The 20,289-nt window shown below is 66.4% G+C and carries 13 protein-coding genes, 1 tRNA gene and 1 pseudogene; 5 read left to right on the forward strand and 10 right to left on the reverse strand.

All coding sequences use genetic code 11. The features are described 5' to 3' along the window. Positions 1-466: 466 nt before the first annotated feature. From KO516_RS22750 to KO516_RS22770, 5 genes are all read right to left on the reverse strand, one after another. Positions 467-543 (reverse strand) — tRNA-Pro (locus KO516_RS22750). Positions 544-588: 45 nt separating this feature from the next. Beyond that, entirely contained in the window at positions 589-1,566 is a 978-nt protein-coding gene (locus KO516_RS22755; RefSeq protein ID WP_216006080.1) for a DMT family transporter, read from the reverse strand. A 165-nt stretch (positions 1,567-1,731) separates the two neighbouring features. Next, positions 1,732-2,835 (reverse strand): 3-isopropylmalate dehydrogenase, encoded by a 1,104-nt coding sequence (gene leuB, locus KO516_RS22760; RefSeq protein WP_216006081.1) that lies wholly within the window; start codon positions 2,833-2,835, stop codon positions 1,732-1,734. Positions 2,836-2,901: 66 nt separating this feature from the next. Continuing rightward, positions 2,902-3,792 (reverse strand): endonuclease/exonuclease/phosphatase family protein, encoded by an 891-nt coding sequence (locus tag KO516_RS22765; RefSeq protein WP_371742140.1) that lies wholly within the window; start codon positions 3,790-3,792, stop codon positions 2,902-2,904. Between the two features lie 62 nt (positions 3,793-3,854). Next, entirely contained in the window at positions 3,855-4,673 is an 819-nt protein-coding gene (locus KO516_RS22770) for a hypothetical protein (protein WP_216006138.1), read from the reverse strand. 378 nt (positions 4,674-5,051) lie between these two features. Between KO516_RS22770 and KO516_RS22775 the strand changes: the two genes are divergently transcribed. Further along, on the forward strand, positions 5,052-5,705 hold the full coding sequence (locus KO516_RS22775) for a CoA transferase subunit A (RefSeq protein ID WP_216006083.1): 654 nt from the start codon (positions 5,052-5,054) through the stop codon (positions 5,703-5,705). Further along, positions 5,705-6,385, forward strand: a complete 681-nt coding sequence (locus KO516_RS22780) for a 3-oxoacid CoA-transferase subunit B (protein ID WP_252737848.1) — start codon at positions 5,705-5,707, stop codon at positions 6,383-6,385. Before KO516_RS22775 ends, KO516_RS22780 begins: the two co-directional genes overlap by 1 nt. A 220-nt stretch (positions 6,386-6,605) precedes the next feature. Here the strand turns inward: KO516_RS22780 and leuD are convergent, their stop codons facing one another. Next, positions 6,606-7,211: a 3-isopropylmalate dehydratase small subunit gene (gene leuD / locus KO516_RS22785; protein ID WP_216006084.1), complete on the reverse strand. Its 606-nt coding sequence runs from the start codon at positions 7,209-7,211 to the stop codon at positions 6,606-6,608. A gap of 310 nt (positions 7,212-7,521) precedes the next feature. On the opposite strand from leuD, the pseudogene KO516_RS22790 reads away from it, so the two are divergent. After that, positions 7,522-7,674: pseudogene (locus tag KO516_RS22790) on the forward strand (DUF2945 domain-containing protein); the annotation flags it as partial. A 64-nt stretch (positions 7,675-7,738) separates the two neighbouring features. On the opposite strand, the gene leuC reads toward KO516_RS22790, so the two are convergent. Further along, positions 7,739-9,160 carry a 3-isopropylmalate dehydratase large subunit gene (gene leuC, locus KO516_RS22795; protein WP_216006085.1) on the reverse strand — a complete coding sequence of 474 codons (1,422 nt, stop codon included), beginning with the start codon at positions 9,158-9,160 and terminating at the stop codon, positions 7,739-7,741. Positions 9,161-9,505: 345 nt separating this feature from the next. Here leuC and KO516_RS22800 point away from each other — a divergent pair, with 345 nt between their 5' ends. Then, positions 9,506-10,843, forward strand: a complete 1,338-nt coding sequence (locus KO516_RS22800) for a mechanosensitive ion channel family protein (protein ID WP_216006086.1) — start codon at positions 9,506-9,508, stop codon at positions 10,841-10,843. A gap of 321 nt (positions 10,844-11,164) precedes the next feature. Beyond that, a complete protein-coding gene (gene bktB, locus KO516_RS22805; RefSeq protein WP_216006087.1) occupies positions 11,165-12,352 on the forward strand; it encodes a beta-ketothiolase BktB in 1,188 nt (395 codons plus the stop codon). Here bktB and pbpC read toward each other — a convergent pair. From pbpC to KO516_RS22820, 3 genes are read right to left on the reverse strand one after another with little or no spacing between them, the layout of a single operon-like run. Then, a complete protein-coding gene (gene pbpC, locus KO516_RS22810; protein WP_216006088.1) occupies positions 12,349-14,358 on the reverse strand; it encodes a penicillin-binding protein 1C in 2,010 nt (669 codons plus the stop codon). The genes bktB and pbpC overlap by 4 nt on opposite strands. Beyond that, positions 14,351-14,911, reverse strand: a complete 561-nt coding sequence (locus tag KO516_RS22815) for a putative glycolipid-binding domain-containing protein (protein WP_216006089.1) — start codon at positions 14,909-14,911, stop codon at positions 14,351-14,353. The genes pbpC and KO516_RS22815 overlap by 8 nt, the downstream gene beginning before the upstream one ends. Then, positions 14,908-20,253: an alpha-2-macroglobulin family protein gene (locus tag KO516_RS22820; RefSeq protein WP_216006090.1), complete on the reverse strand. Its 5,346-nt coding sequence runs from the start codon at positions 20,251-20,253 to the stop codon at positions 14,908-14,910. Before KO516_RS22820 ends, KO516_RS22815 begins: the two co-directional genes overlap by 4 nt. Positions 20,254-20,289: the final 36 nt, after the last annotated feature.

Consider the following 20,289-nt stretch of genomic DNA (forward strand, 5'->3'; position numbering starts at 1 on the left):
CCGATATGTGCAACAACGTCGGTTTTGGGTAAAGCGGTCGCCTGCATGACAGCGTCGAACGGCAGCTTGGTCCGCGCAGCCGACCTTGGACCGGCAAGAATGCTGCACAACGTGTCGAACGGCGGCTTCGAAGGGCCGCGCTGCAGTCAAGTTGAAGGTCGGCTTCGGGCCGAAACTGTCCGGCGACTCAAGGGATTACTTGCTGCCGCGCCGACCAGCCCTTTTCTGCGAAGCTGCGATAAACGCCGCTCGATCTGCTTGCGCATTCGGGAGCCTCTGATCGCGTCTTCCCATGCCTCTAGCTCACAGATTGAAGCGGGGAGGATAGTAGACCGTTGTCTCAGGTAATCGCTGTAGTGCGCGGTACCGCCTGTAACGCTTCCAAGCTACGTCAGCCTTGCTGCCGCAAAGGAATAATTGTGGCCACTTGGGGAAGACTTCAGTGGCAATCCACACTTTTTCAAACTGGTCGGGCTGAGAGGATTCGAACCTCCGACCCCCTGCTCCCGAAGCAGGTGCGCTACCAGGCTGCGCTACAGCCCGACCGTGGCGGGCGGAATAGCCCAGCCCGGCAGGCTTGGCAAGGGGTCATCGCGTGGTTTCTTGCATGACTTTTTCGCGGCGCTTCATGGCACGGATCATCGGCCCCAGACGCAGCGAGGTGCCGGTCTCGAAACGAGAGCGGGTGCGCAGCACCGGGGTGTTCTCGGAGACGCTCGTGCGACCTTCGCGCAGCACGATATAAACCCCCGACCCGATGATCAGCGCCGCCCCAAGCAGCGTCATCCCGTCCGGCCATTCGGCAAAGAACAGCGCCCCGTACAGCGTCGCCCACAACATCTGGGAATATTGCATCGGCGCAACGATCACCGCCTCGCCCTTGCGATAGGCCGCGATCAGCACCAGCCCCCCGACCAGCGCAAAGGCCGCCATGACGAACACCCCGCCCAGATGTTCCAGCGGCATCGGCTTGTAGACGAAGGGCAGCGCGCAGGCCATGACGATGAAGTTGGTCGTCATCGGATAGATCATCAGCACGACCGAGCGTTCCTCATGGCCAATCTTGCGCACCACGATGGCCGAAAGCGCCCCAGACAACGCCCCCACCAGCGCCGCCGCATGGCCCAGCGTCAGCTCGGTGCCGCCGGGGCGCAACACCACCAGAACCCCCGCGAGGCCCACCAGCACCGCCAACCAGCGCCGCAGCCGCACCGTTTCGCCAAGGATGGGAATCGCCAGCACGGTGATCAGCAGCGGCTGCGCGAACAGGATCGCGTAGGTCTGCGCCAGCGGCAGCACGGAAAAGGCATAGAATACGCAAAAGCCGGTGATCACCGCCGAAACCGTGCGCAGCGCCGTCCACCATGGGTGGATCGGGCGCAGGTGGCCCGGCGTCGTGTCCCGGATCAGCATCAGGCTGACCAGCGGAAAGCTGAACAGCACCGAAAAGAACACGATCTGGAACGGCGCGTAATGGGCGCCAAGCATCTTCACGATCACATCGTGCGCCGAGAATATCCCGAAGGACAGCAGTGCGAACAGCGCACCTTTTGCGTTGTGGCTCATGGCGGGAAGGTCCGGTGGATGAGTTGCAGAATTCGGGCCCGACTCGCACAGCCCTGCCCCTAGCTCTGAAAGCTTATCCCGCGATGGTCAACGCAGCGCTTTGCGCGCCTGCGAAGTTTCGCACAAAGCCCCGCCCCCGTGCCTGTCACGGGGGCGGTAGCGGTATCAGAGGCTGGCGTCGAGCGCCGCAAGGATCGCATCGCCCATGCCGCTGGTCGACACCGGGGTCACGCCCTCTTCGCCCAGCAGATCAGCGGTGCGCACACCATCCGCCAGCACCTTGTTCACTGCGGCTTCAAGCCGCTCGGCCTCCTCGCCCAGATCGAAGCTGTAGCGCAGCGCCATGGCAAAGCTCAGCACGCAGGCGATGGGGTTGGCCTTGCCCTGACCGGCGATATCGGGGGCCGAGCCGTGCACCGGCTCGTAAAGCGCCTTGGGGCGGCCATTGTCCATCGGCGCGCCAAGCGAGGCCGACGGCAGCATCCCCAGCGAACCGGTCAGCATCGCGGCAGCATCCGACAAAAGGTCGCCAAACAGGTTGTCGGTGACGATCACGTCGAACTGCTTGGGCCAGCGCACCAGCTGCATCGCGCCGGCGTCGGCATACATGTGGCTCAGTTCGACCTCGGGGTACTCCTTGCCGACCTCGGTGACCACCTCGCGCCAGAGAATGCCCGATTCCATCACATTGGCCTTCTCCATCGAGCAGACCTTCTTGCCGCGCTTCATCGCCAGCTCGAACGCCGAGCGCGCCACCCGGTCGATTTCCGACTCGGTGTAGCGCTGGGTGTTAATGCCGACGCGCTCGTTGCCCTCCTCGATGATGCCGCGCGGCTCGCCGAAATAAATGCCCGAGGTCAGCTCGCGCACGATCATGATATCGAGGCCCGCAACCACATCGCGCTTGAGCGACGAGAAATCCGCCAGCGCGTCAAAGCACTGCGCAGGGCGCAGGTTGGCGAAGAGGTCCATTTCCTTGCGCAGGCGCAGCAGGCCGCGCTCGGGCTTTACCGAGAAATCCAGAACGTCGTATTTCGGCCCGCCCACAGCGCCCAGCAGCACCGCATCGACCGATTGCGCCTTCGCCATGGTGTCATCGTGCAGCGGCGTGCCGTGCGCGTCATAGGCCGCGCCGCCGACCAGATCCTCGGATACGTCGAAGGTGATGCCGCGCTTGTCGCCGTACCAGCCGATGATCCGCTGCACTTCGGCCATGACTTCGGGGCCGATGCCGTCACCCGGCAGGATCAGAAGCGAAGGGTTGCTCATGAGACGTGTCCTCTCCTCGGAATTGTCCCGTTTCGCCTAGCCTTCCGCGCGGTGATGGTCAAGAAATCAGGGCAGATCGAGGGTGACCAGCACCATGCGGTGCGGATCATCGACGATCGGAGGCCGGGTTTGCGCGTCCAGCACGGTGAGCGTGGCCGAGGGCAGGATATAGCTGACCCGCATCGGGCCGGTCTGCTCCCAGATAACCGTGTCGGTGCCGGGCAGCGGATCTTGCAGGCGCGGATCGTCAAGCGCGGCGCGGATCGCGTCGTGGCGCCCTTCGCCGCGCGCCGGGTCGATATTGGCATCGCCGATCAGCACCGGGATCTGCGGCGGCGCGCCAAGCGCCCCGTCGAGCAGCCGCAGCCACAGCGCCAGCTCATCCGCGCCGCGCCGGCCATTGCGATCATCGGGGCCGTCAAACACCGGCGGGGTGGCATGCCATGCCAGCAGCGACAGCGGCGGCTCGCTGTCCAGTCGCAGCTGCCAATGCGCCGACGACGACAGCCGTTGCAGATCCGGCGCAGGGTCTTCGGCGATGCGCAGATTGCCCGGCAGATCGGCCCAGAGCAGCGCCGAGAAATCACGTTCCAGCGTCACCGGCAGCCGCGACAGCACCGCCATGCCGCCCTGCCCGGAAAATTCCCCGTAGCCCTGCGCATCCCCGGCGCCGCCAAGCCGCCCGTCGCCATCCAGATCCAGCCCGGTTGGCATGCCGCTGTTGGGCCGCGCCGTGAGTCGATAGGGATAGACCGCGCCCGCCTCAGCCAGCATCCTCGCAAGCTGCGCAAGTGCCACGCCGTCGTGATCATGATCGATGTCGGTCAGCAGCAGCACATCAGGATCGGCTTGCGCAATCTCGCCAACCACAGGCCCGAGTTTTCCCTTGAGCAGGTCGCGCAGCAGCAGCCCGGGCCCCTTGCGCGTCAGATCGACATTCCAGGTTGCCAGCGTCACAGGCTCTGCCCGCAGCGGAGGCGCCCAGAGGCACAGCCAGAGACAGGCCCAGAGCAGAGGGGTCAGACAGCCTGCAAATCGGCCTGCTCGTAGGCGCGACGACGCTTTTCCTCGATCAGTTCGGCGATACGCATCAGCGCGATGCCTCGCATGATCAAGCTTGCCGGAAGAAAGGCCCATGCACTCATCGTCCAGATCAGGGTCTGCGGTTCGGTCAACGAGATCGGATCGATGATCTCGGTCGCCATCTTCATGATGGCGGGGATCAGGAATGGCAGAAGAAACCCTAAGGCCACGTTAACTTTGCCGTCCCGCTTGAGCCGATACAGCACATCCTTGCCCACCGCCGGATCGAACAGCGGCAGGTTGATCCAGAAATTGAATGCCCCGCGCCGGACCGGCCAGTCGAGCACCCGCACCATGAAAATGAAAGAGGTGATCGCCACCAGCGACACCAGATAGGACAGCCCGGCACCGGTACGCATCATGTCGATCTGGCGCGGCGTCATCTCGTCGGTGGCGACAAGCACCATCAAGCGCACCGGCGAATAGGGGAAATCCAGCAGATTGCCCACGCCACTGCCCACATGCTCGAACAGCAGGCTGAGCGAACTCGGATGCGTCTCGCCCCGGCCGATGAGGGTCAGTGTCAGAACGGTGAAGAGCAGCGCCAGAAAGCGGATGCGGTTGAACGGCGGCGCATCGCGGAATTCGATGATCGACGGATAGTCGCCGACGTATTCTACAAAGGTCAGAAGGGCAGCGACAAGCGCTACCAGCGCAATGATCTGCGCGCCGTCCTGCGAGCGCTCGGCGAGAAAGAGCGCCGGCATTGCCACGAGCAATGCGATAAGTACGGCACGCGCGCCCGCGTGCACCATCCGGCTGATCACTGCTTTCTGCCCCTTCGGTCCGGCCGGGCGTGGCCTGATGCCATGCCCTGAATTGTACCCGACCCCGCCTTTGCGACGGCTTGCCTCATTCTTGCCCAATTTTTGCCGCCTTTCGCCACGCTCAGCAAGGAGTGGTTCCGTAAGACAGCCGAAACCGGGCATTTTCGTGAATGAATCGGTGCGTTTTTGCATCAATTTTTCTGAAATTTCGGCGCGATACGCGATCGCACACAACATTTTACGGCTGCAGGGCGCCGCAGCACGTCACCGGCTTAATCCAGTCCGATTTGATGCAGCGCATGGCCGCCCTGCGAAAACAGGCCTTGATAGGATACCGACTGCTGACGTCTGGAAAGGACCACCCTGATGCATCTGGCAATAACCTTGGAAGAGGCCGTGGCAATGATCCCCGACGGCGCCCGCGTGATGCTATCCGGCTTCATGGGCGTCGGCACTCCGGACGGGCTGGTACATGCGCTGGCGGCCTCCGGCAAAAAGGACCTGACGATGATCGTAAACGATGCCGCCCGGCCAGACACCGGGGTTGGACCATTGGTCACAGCAGGCTGCGTGCGCAAGTTCATCGGCAGCCACATCGGGGTGAACCCGGATGTGCAGGAAAAGATGCGCTCAGCCGAGATAGAGGTCGAACTGGTGCCGCAGGGAACCCTTGTCGAACGCATCCGCGCCGCCGGCATGGGGCTGGGCGGGATCCTGACGCCGACCGGCCTGGGCACGCTGATCGCAGATGGAAAGCAAGTGATCGAGGTCGACGGCAAGCCGTTCCTGCTGGAAAAACCACTGCGCGCGGATTTTGCGCTGATCGCGGCGCGCAGCTGCGATTACGTGGGCAACCTGACCTACATGCTGTCCGCGACGAACTTCAACCCGATCATGGCGCTTGCCGCTGACGTGGTGATCGCCGAACCCGAAGAAATCGTGCCCGTCGGAGTCATCCCTCCGGACGCGGTAAAGACGCCGGGGATTTTGGTCGATCACGTGATCAAGAGGACAGCGTAATGGTGGATTTCGAAACCATGGACCCCAAGGAAATCATCGCGCGGCGCGTGTCGCTCGAAATTCGCCCGAAAACGCTGGTGAACCTTGGCATCGGCATTCCGACGCTGGTGTCAGACCATCTGGATGAAAGCCTCGGGGTGTTCTTCCAGTCCGAAAATGGCGTGGTGGGCCTTGGCCACCGCCCACCCGAAGGCATGACAGACAGACACCTGACCGACGCGGGCGGCAGTTTCACCTCGGCAGTGCCCGGGGCTTCGATCATCGATTCCGCGTTTTCCTTCGGCCTGATCCGGGGCGGGCATCTCGATCTGACCGTGCTCGGAGGATTGCAGGTAGATGCCAAGGGCCACCTTGCCAACTGGATGATTCCCGGCAAGTTCGTGCCCGGCATGGGCGGCGCGATGGATCTCGTGACGGGTGCGAAAAAGGTGATCGTGGCGATGATCCACACCGCCAAAGGGGTGTCAAAGATCGTTCCGGAATGCACGCTGCCACTGACGTCGCAGCGGCGGGTGAACCTGATTGTCACCGAGATGGCGGTGATGGCCCCCCTTGATGACGGGCTTCACCTTCTGGAAACCGGCCCTGGCTACAGCGTCGAGGAAGTGATCGCCGCCACCGATGCAGAGCTGGTAATCAAAGGGGATGTGCCTCAGATGAACTTGTCGCTGTCGGTCTGACGACGCTTCGGATCGACATACCGCGATCCGATTCACCGGGGGTTTCACCCCCGGACCCCCAGGATATTTCAGGCCAGAAGAAACAGGGGAGCAGCACTCTGATTTCTTCTGGCTCTAAATATCCCCGCCGGAGGCATCCCGTCCCGACAACATGCGCATCGGCCGAAACGACGAAAGGCGGGGCAAACAACCCCGCCTTTGCAATCCGAGCTGTCTGCGTTCAGACCCAAGGGCGACTTTGGGCAGCCTGAGCTTCGAAACTGTCAATCGCGCCGACTTTTTCCATCGTCAGGCCGATGTCGTCGAGTCCTTCGAGCAGGCAATGTTTCTTGAAGGCGTCGATCTCGAAAGAGAATGTCTCGCCGTCCGACGTGGTGACAACCTGGTTCTCGAGGTCCACGGTCATGCGGGCATTGGCGCCTTTTTCCGCGTCCTTCATCAGCACGTCGACCGCTTCTTGCGGCAGCACGATGGGCAGCATGCCGTTCTTGAAGCAGTTGTTGTAGAAGATATCGGCGAACGAGGTCGAGATGATTGCCTTGATCCCGAAGTCGGCCAGCGCCCAAGGCGCGTGCTCGCGCGACGAGCCACAGCCAAAGTTATCACCGGCGACGATCACCTGTGCCGCGCGGTAGGCGGGCCGGTTCAGCACGAACTCCGGGTTCTCCGAGCCGTCTTGGTTGTAGCGCATTTCGTCGAAGGCGTGTACGCCGAGGCCTGAGCGTTTGATCGTCTTCAGGAACTGCTTGGGGATGATCATGTCGGTGTCGATGTTCACCAGCGGCATCGGTGCTGCGATTCCGGTGAGCTTCTCGAATTTTTCCATGGCGTCTTCTCCTGGCCCCGCCCCGTGCGGATCCAGATTTCCCTATGACAAATCCGCGCGCGCGACAAGCATCGCAGGCCCCCGCGCGGTGAAAACGCCCGTGCGCGGCGGGTGGCCGCATGTCTGCCGAAGGTCATCACGATCAGCGGATCATCCAAAGCCCGGAAAATCCGAAGCGCCCTTCTGGCGGGACGTCGACCTTCTGCGCAAGGAACGGCTTGACTGCCAAGACGGTTGCTCCGGAACGCCAGAAGAGTCTCACATGAGTTCCGAAGAAGGCATCTGCGTCGCGTGAGACTCGGGCAATGGTACCGGAACCGGCACCGTGGCAAAGGTCTGCACCCGCAAGACCACTCTCAAGATCGAGGGTGCCGAGATCACCCGCGATGGGTCGGCCTACGGCATTGCCCAGCAGCACGGCGACGGAGCTGTCAAGTCGCACAGCGCATTGCGCAAGGCGTGACGCTCGGCATGCAAAAGCCGCGCCCGAGAATTTCGGGCGCGGCCAAGTCAGGTCTTGTACCGGATCAGGCGGGAACCGGCGCGTCCGTCAGTTCGCGCACATCGGTCAGCCGACCGGTGATCGCGGCAGCTGCGGCCATCGCCGGCGACATCAGGTGCGTGCGCCCGCCCTTGCCTTGACGCCCTTCGAAGTTGCGGTTCGAAGTGGCGGCGCAGCGCTCGCCGGGCGCAAGCTGATCGGGGTTCATCGCAAGGCACATGGAGCAGCCCGCAAGACGCCATTCAAACCCGGCGTCGATGAAAATCTGCGCCAGCCCCTCTTCCTCGGCCTGCGCGCGCACGAGGCCCGAGCCCGGCACGACCATGGCGCGGATGCCGTCCTTCTTTTTCCTGCCCTTGAGGATCTCGGCCGCGGCGCGCAGGTCCTCGATCCGGCCATTGGTGCACGAACCGATGAACACCGTGTCGATTTCGATGTCGGTCAGCTTCTGACCGGCGGTCAGGCCCATGTAGTCCAGCGCCCGCTTGGCCGCTGCGACCTTGCCGCCGGTGAAATCCTCGGGCGCGGGCACCAGCGCCGAGATCGGCAGCACGTCTTCGGGCGAGGTGCCCCAAGTGACCACCGGTTCGATCTCTTCGCCCTTGAGGGTGACGACCTTGTCCCAATGCGCGTCGTCATCGGAGTACAGCGTCTTCCACCACGCCAGCGCGGCTTCGAACTGCGCGCCCTTGGGGGCGTGCGCCCGGCCCTTGACGTAGTTAAAGGTAGTCTCGTCCGGCGCGATCAGGCCAGCGCGGGCGCCACCTTCGATCGCCATGTTGCAGACGGTCATCCGGCCTTCCATCGACAGATCGCGGATCGCTTCGCCGCAATATTCGATGACATAGCCGGTGCCCCCGGCGGTGCCGGTCTTGCCGATCACCGACAGGGTGATGTCCTTTGCGGTCACACCGGGGCGCAGCTTACCGGTGATCTCGACCTTCATGTTCTTCGATTTCTTCTGGATCAGCGTCTGGGTGGCCAGCACGTGTTCGACCTCGGAGGTGCCGATGCCATGCGCCAGCGCGCCAAAGGCGCCGTGGGTCGCGGTGTGGCTGTCGCCGCAGACCACCGTCATGCCCGGCAGGGTCCAGCCGTTTTCCGGGCCGACGATGTGCACGATGCCCTGACGGACATCAGTGACCGGGTAATAGTTCACGCCGAAGTCGCGGGCGTTCTTGTCGAGCGCGTCGACCTGAATGCGCGATTCCTCGTTTTCGATGTGAGTCTCGCGGCCTTCGGTGGTGGGCACGTTATGATCGGGCACGGCGATGGTGCGCTCGGGCGCGCGGACCTTGCGGCCACTCAGGCGCAGACCTTCGAAGGCCTGCGGGCTGGTCACTTCGTGTACGAGGTGACGGTCGATATACAGAAGGCAGGTGCCGTTTTCGTCTTCGCTGACAACGTGGGCATCCCAGATCTTGTCGTAGAGCGTCTTGGGGGACATGGGTCCTCTCCCTGGATGAAGATTGAACAAAGTCTGAGGGGCGGATGGCCCGGCCTTATAGGCTGGCGCGCGCGGTGCGTCGGGCACCGTGGAAACGCCACGGCAGGCGGGCGCGGTCGTCCATGTCGAAGATGCGTTTCATGGTCGGATCAGATACAGCGCAAGCGCGTCTCGCGCAAGGGCCGGACAATCAACGGGCCGCCCTGCCCTGTTGCGGCGACGGCGCATCAGCCACGCAAGGCCGGCGATTGCGCCCGATGCTCTGCTGCGGCCTCGCCCGCGCCGCTCTGCCCCCTTGCCCCGCGCCATGCAGGGTGCAAATCTGGCCTTCTTCAAGGAGGCCGCATGAACCAGCCCGAGGCGACGCAGCAAAGCCCCTTCCACACCCTGCTCGCAACCTTGCAGGATCTGCTGACGCTGGCAGAAGGGTTTCTGGCCACCTTCCTGCGGCCTTGGAATTTCTACCAGCTCGGCATCGCGGTGGCGGTGTTCGTGCTGGCACATCTGCTGGCGCATTGGTTCACCCCGGCGCTTCGCGACTGGATGCGCAGCCGCGAAGGCTGGCCCACGTGGCGGATGCGACTGCTGATCATGGTGCAGCGGCGCCTGCGGATGATCCTGTTCGTGGTGCTGATCTGGCTTGTGGTCAACGTGATGAAAGAGGTGACATGGCCCTCGCGTTCGTATCTTCTGACGATCATCGCCGAGCTTGCCAGCGCCTGGCTGCTGATCGCCTTTGCCACCCGGCTGATCGTCAATCCGGGGGCGCGCTCGCTGATGCGCTACGCGGCCTGGACCTGGGTGACCATCTCGATTGTCGGGCTTGCGGACGAAACCCAGAACCTGCTGGAGAGCGTCGCCATCCAGATCGGCGACTCGCGCCTGTCGCTCTGGCTCGCGGTACAGGCCGTCGTGCTGCTGGTGGCGCTGGTGGCGCTGGCGCGATTCCTTGCGGGGACCGGGGCCGCGAGCATCCGGCGCAACGACAGCATCAGCCCGTCGATGCAGGTTCTGGCGGTGAAGTTCCTGCAGGTCTGCCTGTATGGCGCGGCGTTCTTCATGGCGCTGAAGCTGGTCGGCGTCGATCTGACCGGCCTTGCGGTGCTGTCGGGGGCGATCGGCGTCGGGCTTGGCTTCGGCCTGCAAAAGGTGGTGTCCAACCTCGTTTCGGGGGTGATCATCTTGCTCGACAAGTCGATCAAACCCGGCGACGTCATCAGCCTTGGCGAAACCTTCGGCTGGATCAATTCGCTGGGCGCGCGCTATGTCTCGATCACCACGCGCGACGGCAAGGAATACCTGATCCCGAACGAGGATCTGATCACCGGACAGGTGGTCAACTGGTCTCATTCAAACGATTTCGTGCGGCTCGATATCTTCTTCGGCACGTCCTATGGCGACGATCCGCATCTGGTGCGACAGGTCGCGATCGACGCGGCCGCTGGCGTGGGCCGGGTGCTGACAGATCGTCAACCGGTCTGCCATATCGTCGGCTTCGGCGACAGTTCGGTCGACTATATCCTGCGCTTCTGGATCTCGGACCCGTCCGCAGGGCTGACCAACATCAGGGGCAACGTCTATCTTGCGCTGTGGGATGCCTTCAAGGCGAACGACATCAGCATTCCCTTCCCGCAGCGCGAGGTTCGCGTGGTGAACGAAACCTTGCCAGCGATCCGCGATTAAGCAGCGCAGTCCACCTCTCATCAACCCCAAACGTGCAGACTGCGGCGCATGACAGAGCATTCACGCTACCAGCCGCCGCCTGCCACGCCTCAGCGATACGTGTCCGTCGGGCCGCATGTGCCCAGTCGCGGCGCGCCGCCCCGGGCGGTGCTGCCACGCTGGTTGCGACGGCTGCGCGTGCTGCTGCCCCGCAGACCAAGAGCCCCGCATACGCTGCCAAGGTCTTTGCGCCAGTGACGGGACGTCGCGGCTGACATCCTTTCCGCGCGCGGTCATCCTCGGCGTGACAACCGTGGACCGGCCATCCGGGAAGGAGACCCCATGACCCTCACCTCTGACGACATCGTCATTCTTGACGGTGCCCGTACTGCCATCGGGACCTTCGGGGGCAGCCTGTCGAGCGTCGCGCCAACCACCCTTGCAACCATCGCCGCCCGCGCCGCGCTCGCGCGCTCCGGGGTTGCGGGCGGCCAGCTGGGGCACGTGGTGTTCGGCCATGTCATCAACACCGAACCGCGCGACATGTACCTGTCGCGCGTGGCCGCCATGGATGCGGGCGCGCCCGAGACCGTGCCCGCGATGAACGTCAACCGGCTTTGCGGATCGGGGGCGCAGGCGATCGTCTCGGCGACGCAATCGCTGATGCTGGGGGATGCGGATTTCGCCTTGGCCGGCGGGGCAGAGTGTATGTCGCGCGCGCCCCACATCGTTCAGGATCAGCGCTTTGGCCGCAAGATGGGCGATATCACCAGCGTTGACATGATGATCGGCGCGCTCAGCTGTCCGTTCGGCACCGGGCATATGGGCATCACGGCGGAAAACGTCGCGGAGGCGGGCGGCATCAGCCGCGAGGATCAGGATGCCTTTGCGCTGGAAAGTCAGGAACGGGCGGCGGCGGCAATCCGGGCGGGGCGCTTTGCGTCGCAGATCGTGCCGGTAGAGGTGTCGTCGCGTCGGGGCGTGGTGGTGGTCGACACCGACGAGCATCCCAAGCTCACCACCGCCGAAGCGCTCGCGGCGCTGCGCCCGGCCTTTCGCAAGGGCGGCTCGGTGACGGCGGGCAATGCCAGCGGCATCAACGACGGGGCGGCGGCGCTGGTGCTGGCGCGGGCAGATGCGGCGAAGGCCGTCGGGCTGACTCCCCGCGCCCGCGTGCTGGGCTATGCCCATTCCGGGGTTCGCCCCGAGGTCATGGGCCTTGGGCCGATCCCGGCGGTCGAGTCGCTATGCGCCCGCACCGGGCTGGCCATCGGCGATTTCGACGTGATCGAATCGAACGAGGCTTTTGCCGCGCAGGCGCTGGCGGTGAACCGCGCGCTGGATCTCGATCCTGATCTGGTGAACCCCAACGGCGGGGCCATCGCGCTGGGGCATCCGGTGGGGGCCACCGGTGCGATCCTGACGGTCAAGGCGCTGTACGAGCTTGAGCGCATCGACGGGCAGCGGGCGCTGATCACCATGTGCATCGGCGGCGGTCAAGGCATCGCGCTGGCGATCGAGCGGCTCTAGCGCAGCTCGACCGACACCCGGCCCGACCGGCCCGCCGCGTCGATCACCGACAAGGTGGTGAACCCCGGCCCGCGCGGCGGCACGGTCAGCAGCGGGCCGCGCTGCTGCGTGGCGACGACCTCGCCATCGGCCAACACGGTAAATGGCGGCTGTCCGCCGCGCAGCTTCAGCGCAATGCCCGCGCCGTCTTGCAGCAGCCGGGCTCCGCTGGGCGGAAAGATCACCTCGAGCGGCGCGGCGCGGGTCTCGCCGCCAAAGCGGCGCAGGTTGACGGGCAGATCGGCGTTGCTCACCAGCAGCGTCTCGGGCGGCGGCGCGGGCAGCGGGACCGGCTTGGGGCGCACCCGGCCCAGCGCCTCGAACAGCAGCGGCGCGGCAAGATCCCCGCCAAACGCCCCCGGCACCGGGGTGCCATCGGGCCGCCCGATCCACACCGCCACGACATAGCGCCCATCCCAGCCCAGCGCCCATGCGTCGCGGTGGCCATAGGATGTGCCGGTTTTCCACGCCACCTGCCCCGGCGGCCCCGACGCGGCGGGCGGCGCCAGACCTGCAAGCACATGCCCGACCTGCCACGCCGCCCTGCGGCTGAGGATGCGCTGCGGCGCGCTCGCAGCGGCCTCCATGCCCCAGCGCAGCGGGCGGGCCTCGCCGCCCTGCGCCAGCGCGGCGTAAAGCGTCAGCATCTCCAGCGGCGTCACCCCGACCCCGCCAAGGCTGACAGCCAGCCCGGCCCGCCCTCCCGGCAGCTGCGGGTCCATCCCGGCGGCGCGCATCGCCGCCATCAGATGCGCCGGGCCCATAGCCTCGGTCAGCCGCACCACGGGAATGTTCAGCGACAATTGCAGCGCGCGGGCGACACGCAGCTCTCCGCGAAACACTCCATCGAAATTCTGCGGTGCATAGCCGTCGAACATCACGGGCGTGTCGGCGATCAACGTTTCCGGATGCGCCAGCCCGCGATCAAAGGCCAGCCCGTAGACCAGCGGCTTCAGCGTCGAGCCGGGCGAGCGCAGCGCATGGCTCATATCGACGAACCCCTGCCCGCGCCCTGACGCATAGCCGCCAGAGCCGACCGAGGCGAGCAGCTCGCCGCTTTGATGATCCGCCACCAGCAGCGCCACCGACAGGCGCGCATCGCGGCCTGTCATGTAGGCGCGCACCAGCGTCTCGAGCCGTTGCTGAAGCCCGCCATTCAGAGTGACCCGCCGAACGCCTTGCGCCAGCGCCCGGTCGGCCAGATGCGGCGCAAGCATCGGCATGGCGCGCCGCGCCCCCGGCAGCGCAGCCCGCATTGCAACCTGCGCCGTATCGCTGTCGAGCACGCCCGCCCGCGCCATCCGGGCCAGCACCCGATTGCGGGCGGCGCGCGCCTGTTCGGGGTGGCGATCCGGGCGGCGGGTTTCGGGCGACTGCGGCAAAGCGACCAACAACGCCGCTTCGGCGGGGGTCAGGCGGCGTGGCTCTTTACCGAGCCATGTCAGCGACGCTGCGCGCAGGCCTTCGATATTACCGCCATAGGGGGCCAGCTCCGTGTATAGTTGCAGGATCTGCGCCTTGCTCAGCCGCCGTTCCAGCGCCAGCGCCACCCGGGCCTGCCGCAGCTTGCCCTGCCAGTTGCCGGTCGGCCCATCCTCGAGCAGCCGCGCCACCTGCATCGTCAGCGTCGAGGCCCCCGACACCACGCCTCCCGACACCACCGCCTGCCAGCCAGCCCGCAGCGCCGCCCACTGATCGACGCCGCCATGCGACAGGAAGCGTCGGTCCTCATAGGCGATCAGCATCTTTATCAGCGCGGGATCGATGGCATCGGCGCTGATGGCCATGCGCCACAGACCGTTTTCCACGGTATAGGCCCGCAGCAGCGCCCCGTCCCGGTCGCGGATCTCGGGAGAGGTGGCGTGCACCAGCACCGGCAGGTCGGTGCGCGTGATCCAGTCGTCGGCGCGGTCACGGGCAAAGGCGCCCCCCCAAAGCAGGGCGACAAGAACGAATAGCCTAGCCATCCGCCTCCCACAGTCCCGGATAGGTCATGACGAAGCCGTCCGGCCCAACCACAAGCTGCTGGCAAGTGCCGGTTTCCTCGGCCTTGTAGGCGACAAGCTGGCCGCGCTCGCGCGTGTAGCTCTGGCTGAGCGTCACCACCATCGATCCGGGCGGTCCAGGGCAGCGCAGCCATGCGGCCTGCGTTGTCAATCGCCCGACATCGGGCAGACGGCGCAGCGGCATCAGGTTGGTCGCCGGGGTAAAGGCGAAATCCACATCCTCGCAGCCATAAAGCTGCGGCTGCGCGGTGCCGTTCAGCGTCCAGTCCGCGCCGCTGCGCACCAGCTTCACAGCAACATCGTCGCCGCCGTGGCGGCCGGTGACATCGGCGGACAGCGTCTTCCAGTCGGCCCCGATGCGCACCACGTAATCCAGCGCCGCCCAGCCCGCGCCGTCGCGAAACCGCGCATGGCCGATCAGCATGTAGCCATCGCCAAGCTGCGCAAGCCGGCACTTGTCCTCGCCGTCGCGGTCGAGCGCCCGCCAGCGGATGGTCGTAAGGGTCTCTGTCATCTGATCTCCAAGTCTCCCGACGCGGTGGTGGCGCGGTATTCGGGGTGGTACATATCCTGCACAAGCGCCGCCGGGTGGTGGAACATCCCCGGAGACACCGCCCGCACGACATAGGCGAGGCGCATGGGCTCGCCCCCCTCCTGCGTCAGGGCGGCAAGGAAGCGTTCGGCGCGAAACTCGGTGTGCTCTGGCTCGGCGGTTTCGAGCCAATCCAGCGCCCGGATGTCGCCGGCGCGCAGGATCGCGGGGTTGTCGATTTCGAACCCGGCGGGCAGCGCGTCGTCGATCATCAGCCTTGCGCGGCGATCCTCGGCGGGGCGGATGGTCAGCACGGCGACAAGGCGTTCCCCCTGCTGCGCCGGGAAGGACGCCGGTGTGCCGTCGAGCCTGTAGAAATCCCGTTGCAGGCTGTAGCCATAGCCACTGGCCGCCGTGTCACCCTCTGGAACGCCAAGCGTGGTGAGAGTCAGCGGCACCGGGCCGGGGCCGGTGTTGGCGATCTCTGTCCGGTCAAGCGCATCGCCGGGGATACGCCGGATCAGCGGGCCATCAACCGCAAGACCGTCGATGGCCAGCCCCGCGCCCGCGTCCCCGGTCAGGGCATGGGCCGCCAGAAGCGACCATGCCTGTTCCTGCGTCGACAGCGGGCGGTCCACTGCGGAAATGCGGGTGATCAGCGCCTCGAGGTCAACCACGTCAGAGCGGGCCGTCGCCGCCAGCGACAGCACCCCCGCCGCATCGCGCAGCGCCGATCCGTAATCGTCGCGCCAGCCGGTCCCGGCCTCGCGCGACAGCGCGGCGGCAGCGCGCAGGAACATCGCGTCGCTGCGCTGCTGGTCGCCGTAGCTGGCCAGCGCCGCGCCAAGCTGGGCGCGGGCAAGCGGCGTGGCAAAGGCCTCGCCGCGCGCGTCACTGTAATAGCGCAGATCGCCGACGGCGGCACGCCCCTCGCGGGCAAGCACCATCAGCGCATAGGCGATATCCTCGCCGCCATCGTCGAAATCGGGCGCGTATGAAATCCGGTTGGCAAGGTTGTCGAGCGCCGCCTGCATCGCCTGCGCGGGCACAGCCTGCCCCGCCGCCTGCGCCCGCGACAGGAAGTCGGTGACATAGGCGTCGAGCCAGAAATCCCCCGACCCGGCCTGCCACAGACCAAAGGCACCGTTGGCGTTCTGCCGGGTCAGCACCACCGTCACCGCCTCGGCAATGCGCTGCGCGATGCGGGCGTCATCGCCAAGGCCCAGCGCCTGTGCCGCATCCGACAGGTACAACAGCGGCAAGGCCTGCGAGGTCACCTGTTCAGTGCAACCATAGGGATAGCGGCTGAGCGAAGCCAGCAGCCCCGGCACATCGAGCCGCGCCAGCGGCCCCGCCGACAGCAGCAGTTCAGAACCCTCGCGGTGCAGCCCCTCCAGCAGGGGGCTATCGAGCACAAGGCTCTGCCCCGGCCCCAGCACCAACCGCCGGGTGCGCCCCACCGGCGGATCGGTGGCGCGCACGCCGAGGCTCAGACGCTTTTCCAACCGCTTGCCGTCGGGCGTGGTCAGCGCCACCGCGATGCTGTGATCGCCCACCTCCCCCGCCAGCAGCGGCAAGGCGATGCGCTGCGTGCCGCCTTGTTCGAGCACCACCTGCGGAGCGTCGCCAAGCGTCAGCCCCTTGGCGTTGATCTGCAGCGGCATCTCGCCCGCCGGGCCAGAGGCGTGGGTCAGCTCCAGCAGCAGCCGCGTCTGATCGCCCGGCGACAGGAAACGCGGCAGCGCGGCGCTTATCACCACCGGGTCGCGCACCAGCACATCTGCCTCGGCCTGCCCGACGCCCGCATCGGACCATGCGATCGCCATCAGCCGCAGGGTGCCGTTGAAATCGGGCAGATCGAAGCTGAACTCGGCCCGCCCGTCGACCACCGCCACCGGGTCGGAAAACTGCGCCACCAGCTCTTCGGTCGGCGGCGGTGCCTGCATCAGCATCGACGCGCCAGCATCGCCGCCCGAGCGGATTTTCCCCATCGCGCCGTTCATCCCGTCGATCAGGCGACCGTAGATGTCGCGGATCTCGACCCCAAGCCGCTGCTGGCCAAAGTAATGCGCCGACGGATCGGGGCTTTGATAGCCCGTCAGGTTAAGGATCCCGACATCCACAGCCGCGACGGTGACCCAATCGGCGCCCTCGGCGGTCAGGCTGACGTTCAGCGGCGCGCGCGGGGCGCTTTGATCGGGCGCATCGAATGCGACCGCCAGCGCCTTGCCCTCGGGGTCAAGCGCCGCATGGGCCACCCCAAGGCTACGCGCCGGGTTTTGCCCCGCCGCCACATCCATCGGCCGCACAAGCTGTACCGTGACATAGGCGCCTGTGCCCCAATCGTCGCTTACATCAAGGGCGATGGTGTTCTCGCCCTCGGCCAGCGTCACCGACTGCATCGAGATCACCCGGTCGGCCAGCACCGTCACCAGCGCCTCGCCTGCCGCGCGCGGCACCACGCGCAGCTGCGCGGTATCCCCCGCGCGATAGCGTTCCCGATCCAGCGACAGTTCGAGCGTGTCAGGGCTGGCAAGCGCCCCGGCGGGCGCATACCAGCCCGCCTCGAACCCGACGGACGAGGCAAGATACTGACCGCCCTCGCGCGCCACCACCAGCTCGTAATCGCCCCAGTCGATGTCTGCGGTGATCCGCAGCGGATCGTCGCCCAGCATCGCCGCCCCCGAGGCGACGGTTTCGCGCGTGGTGATCGGCTCCCAGTTCCAGTTGCCGTAAAGCTGGTACCATTGATAGCGCGTGCTCACCCGGTTGACCTGCCATGTCACGGGCATTTCCCCGCCTACCGCCTGCAACAGGAACGACGCTTCGGCGCCTTCAGGCAGGGTGCCGTCGAACTCGGGGCGAATGCCGATCATCGGGCCGATGGGCGGAATCGCGGCGGTGATCTCGCGCTCGACCGGACGGCCCGAACCTTCGGAAGCGCGCAGCGTCACACGGACGCTGGCAGGGCGACCAGAAGGCGCCTCCGGCAGCGCCAGCGGGATGCGCGCAAACCCCGACGCATCGGTGCGCAGATCGGCGGGCAGCGCCTGCGTCTGCGGCGCGGCGTCATCGTCGTGGCGGCCAAAGCGATAGCCCGGCCATGCCTCCTGCGTGGTTTGCGGCAGCACCGCGACCTCACCTTCCAGCGCCAGATCACCGCCGGGCGCGCCGAACAGATAGCGCGCCGTAACCTCGAGCGCGCGCAGCGGCTGCGGCAGCGCCAGTGTGACGTCGATGCGCTCGGGGGTGAAATCCTCGACCAGCAGCGTCGAGGCAGCCAGCGCCGGGGCGGCAGGATCGGCGAACAGCTCCAGCCGCCATGTGCCGCGCGGCACGGCGCTGGACAGCGGCAGATCAAAGACATGGCCGCCCGCGCGCCCCTCGGCCGAGACGAGGCGCGCCTGTTCCACCCCATCGGGGCGGGTCAGCACGGCGGTCAGCGGCACGCCCGCCACCGCCTGCGCATTTGCATCGCGCAGCAGCGCGGTGGCATGGATCGTCTCACCCGCGCGATAGGCCCCCCGGTCGGTGGCAAGGAACGCATCGAGCGGCCCGGCAGGCGCACGCCCTTCGACGCCCCGGTCCGACAGATCAAAGGCGGGATCGCTCAGCGACAGAAAGGCGATGTCATCCTCGCCCCGCGCCGCGGTGATCAGCGCCGGTGCCCCCGCCCCGGTGCCGCGCGACAGCCCGGCGGCAAAGCGCGCCACGCCTTGCGCATCGCTCACCGCCCGGCCCAGCACCGCGTTGGCCCGCGACACCAGCGTAACGTCCAGCCCAGCCAGCGGCGCGGCATCCCTCAGCCCGCGCGCGATCACGGTCAGCCCATCGCTGCCGTCAAAGCTGGTCAGCCCGATATCCGACAGCACGAACCATTGCGTCGCCGCCGCGCTGTCCCACGGGTCTGCGCCGGGCACCGAGGCGGCCAGCGCGTAGATCCCGGCGGGTTTCCCCGCGATGGCCTCGGCCATCGGCAGCCGCGTCAGCATGTCGGCGTTGAGCTGATTGCCGGTCTCGCCGGTGCCAGTCCAGACCTGCTCGGCCAGCTGCTCGGAGAACTGCTGCAACTGCCAGTGCGACATCGGCGCGGCGAAAGACCCCTCCTGCATCGCCCGCACCAGATTTCGGTCGGACAGGCGGTACAGGGTCAGCGCCACCGAGCTGAGGTTCACAGTCTCGACCGGCAGCCCCGCATCGGCGCTGCGTGGCAGCACATAGGCGCGGCCCGGAAACCGGACCGAGGGCGTTCGGTCGCGAACATAGGCGGTGATCTCGACATCGCGGGCCAGCGTTTCGCCATCAGCGGCGGGCAGCCCGGCGCGAAAGGTCAGCCGGTAACGCGCGCCGTGCTCGATGCCGGTGACACACAGGCGGCGGTCTTCGGCGACCACCGCCAGCTTTGCATCGGGCAGCCGGACATAGGGGGCATAGTCCTGCCCGGCACGGATCAGCGGGTCGGAGAATTCGGCGCAGATGCGCGGCGCGGCGCTGTCGGCCTCGACCACGTGGTCGGTGATGCGAAAGCCGAACTGCGCCACGGCGCGATCCAGCGCGGCGGTAACGCGATCGGACGGGGCCACCTGCGCCGCCAGCCGCAGCGCGGGCACTGACAGGCGCGGCGCGCCGGTGGCCTCCAGCGTTTCGGCCAGCAGCAGCATCGCCTCGGCCTGCGCCGGGGCGCCACCAAGCCGCAGCCAAGCGTTGATCGCCGCCAGCTTGGCGCGCTGTTGCAGGCTGTCGGCCGCGCTGTCGCGACGGGTGCTGGCAAGGCGCATCTCGAGTTGACCATAGGCCAGCCAATCGGCACCGGAATCGCTTTGCGCCACCGCGGCGCCGGTCCAGTTCATCGCCTCCTCAAGCCTGCCTTCCGCCTGCGCGGCGCGGGCGGCCTCGCGCAAGTCTGCCAATGTCGACGCGCCGCCGCCATGGCGCAGCCCGAGGGCGGCAGCCTCGCCGCGCGCCGCCTCCAGCGCGCCGAGAAACGCCAGATCCTGCGCCCGCAGCGCGGCGCGGGCACGAACCGCCGGATCGCTCGCAATCACAACCGCAGACGTGGCGCCCTCATAAGGCACGCGCCGGGTCACACCGGCCTTGGGGAAACAGGCGTTCGATCGGGCATTGAAGGTGAAAGCCTGACAGGACGGGTTGCCAAGACAGGCCTGTTCGCAGATCGCCAAGGTGCTGTCGAACAGCGGTTGCAGATCGCCGCCATGGAAATCTGTATCGCGGCTGACCACGATGCGCCGCTCTGGCAGCGGCTCCTGCGCCATGGCGGCCCCTGCAAGGCACAGCATCGCAAGGGCACCCAGCAAACGCAGCATATTCAACTCCCCTCCCAAGGAACCTGCCGCCATGGT

Origin of the sequence: Citreicella sp. C3M06 (genome assembly GCF_018860705.1) — a bacterium.
Taxonomy (GTDB): domain Bacteria; phylum Pseudomonadota; class Alphaproteobacteria; order Rhodobacterales; family Rhodobacteraceae; genus Salipiger.

Excerpts from the sequence above, each read along its gene's own strand:
- KO516_RS22755 (WP_216006080.1), bottom strand. The coding sequence starts at position 1,566 with ATGAGCCACAACGCAAAAGGTGCGCTGTTCGCACTGCTGTCCTTCGGG.
- KO516_RS22770 (WP_216006138.1), bottom strand. The coding sequence starts at position 4,673 with ATGGTGCACGCGGGCGCGCGTGCCGTACTTATCGCATTGCTCGTGGCA.
- KO516_RS22780 (WP_252737848.1), top strand. The coding sequence starts at position 5,705 with ATGGTGGATTTCGAAACCATGGACCCCAAGGAAATCATCGCGCGGCGC.
- bktB (WP_216006087.1), top strand. The coding sequence starts at position 11,165 with ATGACCCTCACCTCTGACGACATCGTCATTCTTGACGGTGCCCGTACT.
- KO516_RS22775 (WP_216006083.1), top strand. The coding sequence starts at position 5,052 with ATGCATCTGGCAATAACCTTGGAAGAGGCCGTGGCAATGATCCCCGAC.
- KO516_RS22815 (WP_216006089.1), bottom strand. The coding sequence starts at position 14,911 with ATGACAGAGACCCTTACGACCATCCGCTGGCGGGCGCTCGACCGCGAC.
- KO516_RS22800 (WP_216006086.1), top strand. The coding sequence starts at position 9,506 with ATGAACCAGCCCGAGGCGACGCAGCAAAGCCCCTTCCACACCCTGCTC.
- pbpC (WP_216006088.1), bottom strand. The coding sequence starts at position 14,358 with ATGGCTAGGCTATTCGTTCTTGTCGCCCTGCTTTGGGGGGGCGCCTTT.
- leuC (WP_216006085.1), bottom strand. The coding sequence starts at position 9,160 with ATGTCCCCCAAGACGCTCTACGACAAGATCTGGGATGCCCACGTTGTC.
- KO516_RS22820 (WP_216006090.1), bottom strand. The coding sequence starts at position 20,253 with ATGCTGCGTTTGCTGGGTGCCCTTGCGATGCTGTGCCTTGCAGGGGCC.
- leuD (WP_216006084.1), bottom strand. The coding sequence starts at position 7,211 with ATGGAAAAATTCGAGAAGCTCACCGGAATCGCAGCACCGATGCCGCTG.
- leuB (WP_216006081.1), bottom strand. The coding sequence starts at position 2,835 with ATGAGCAACCCTTCGCTTCTGATCCTGCCGGGTGACGGCATCGGCCCC.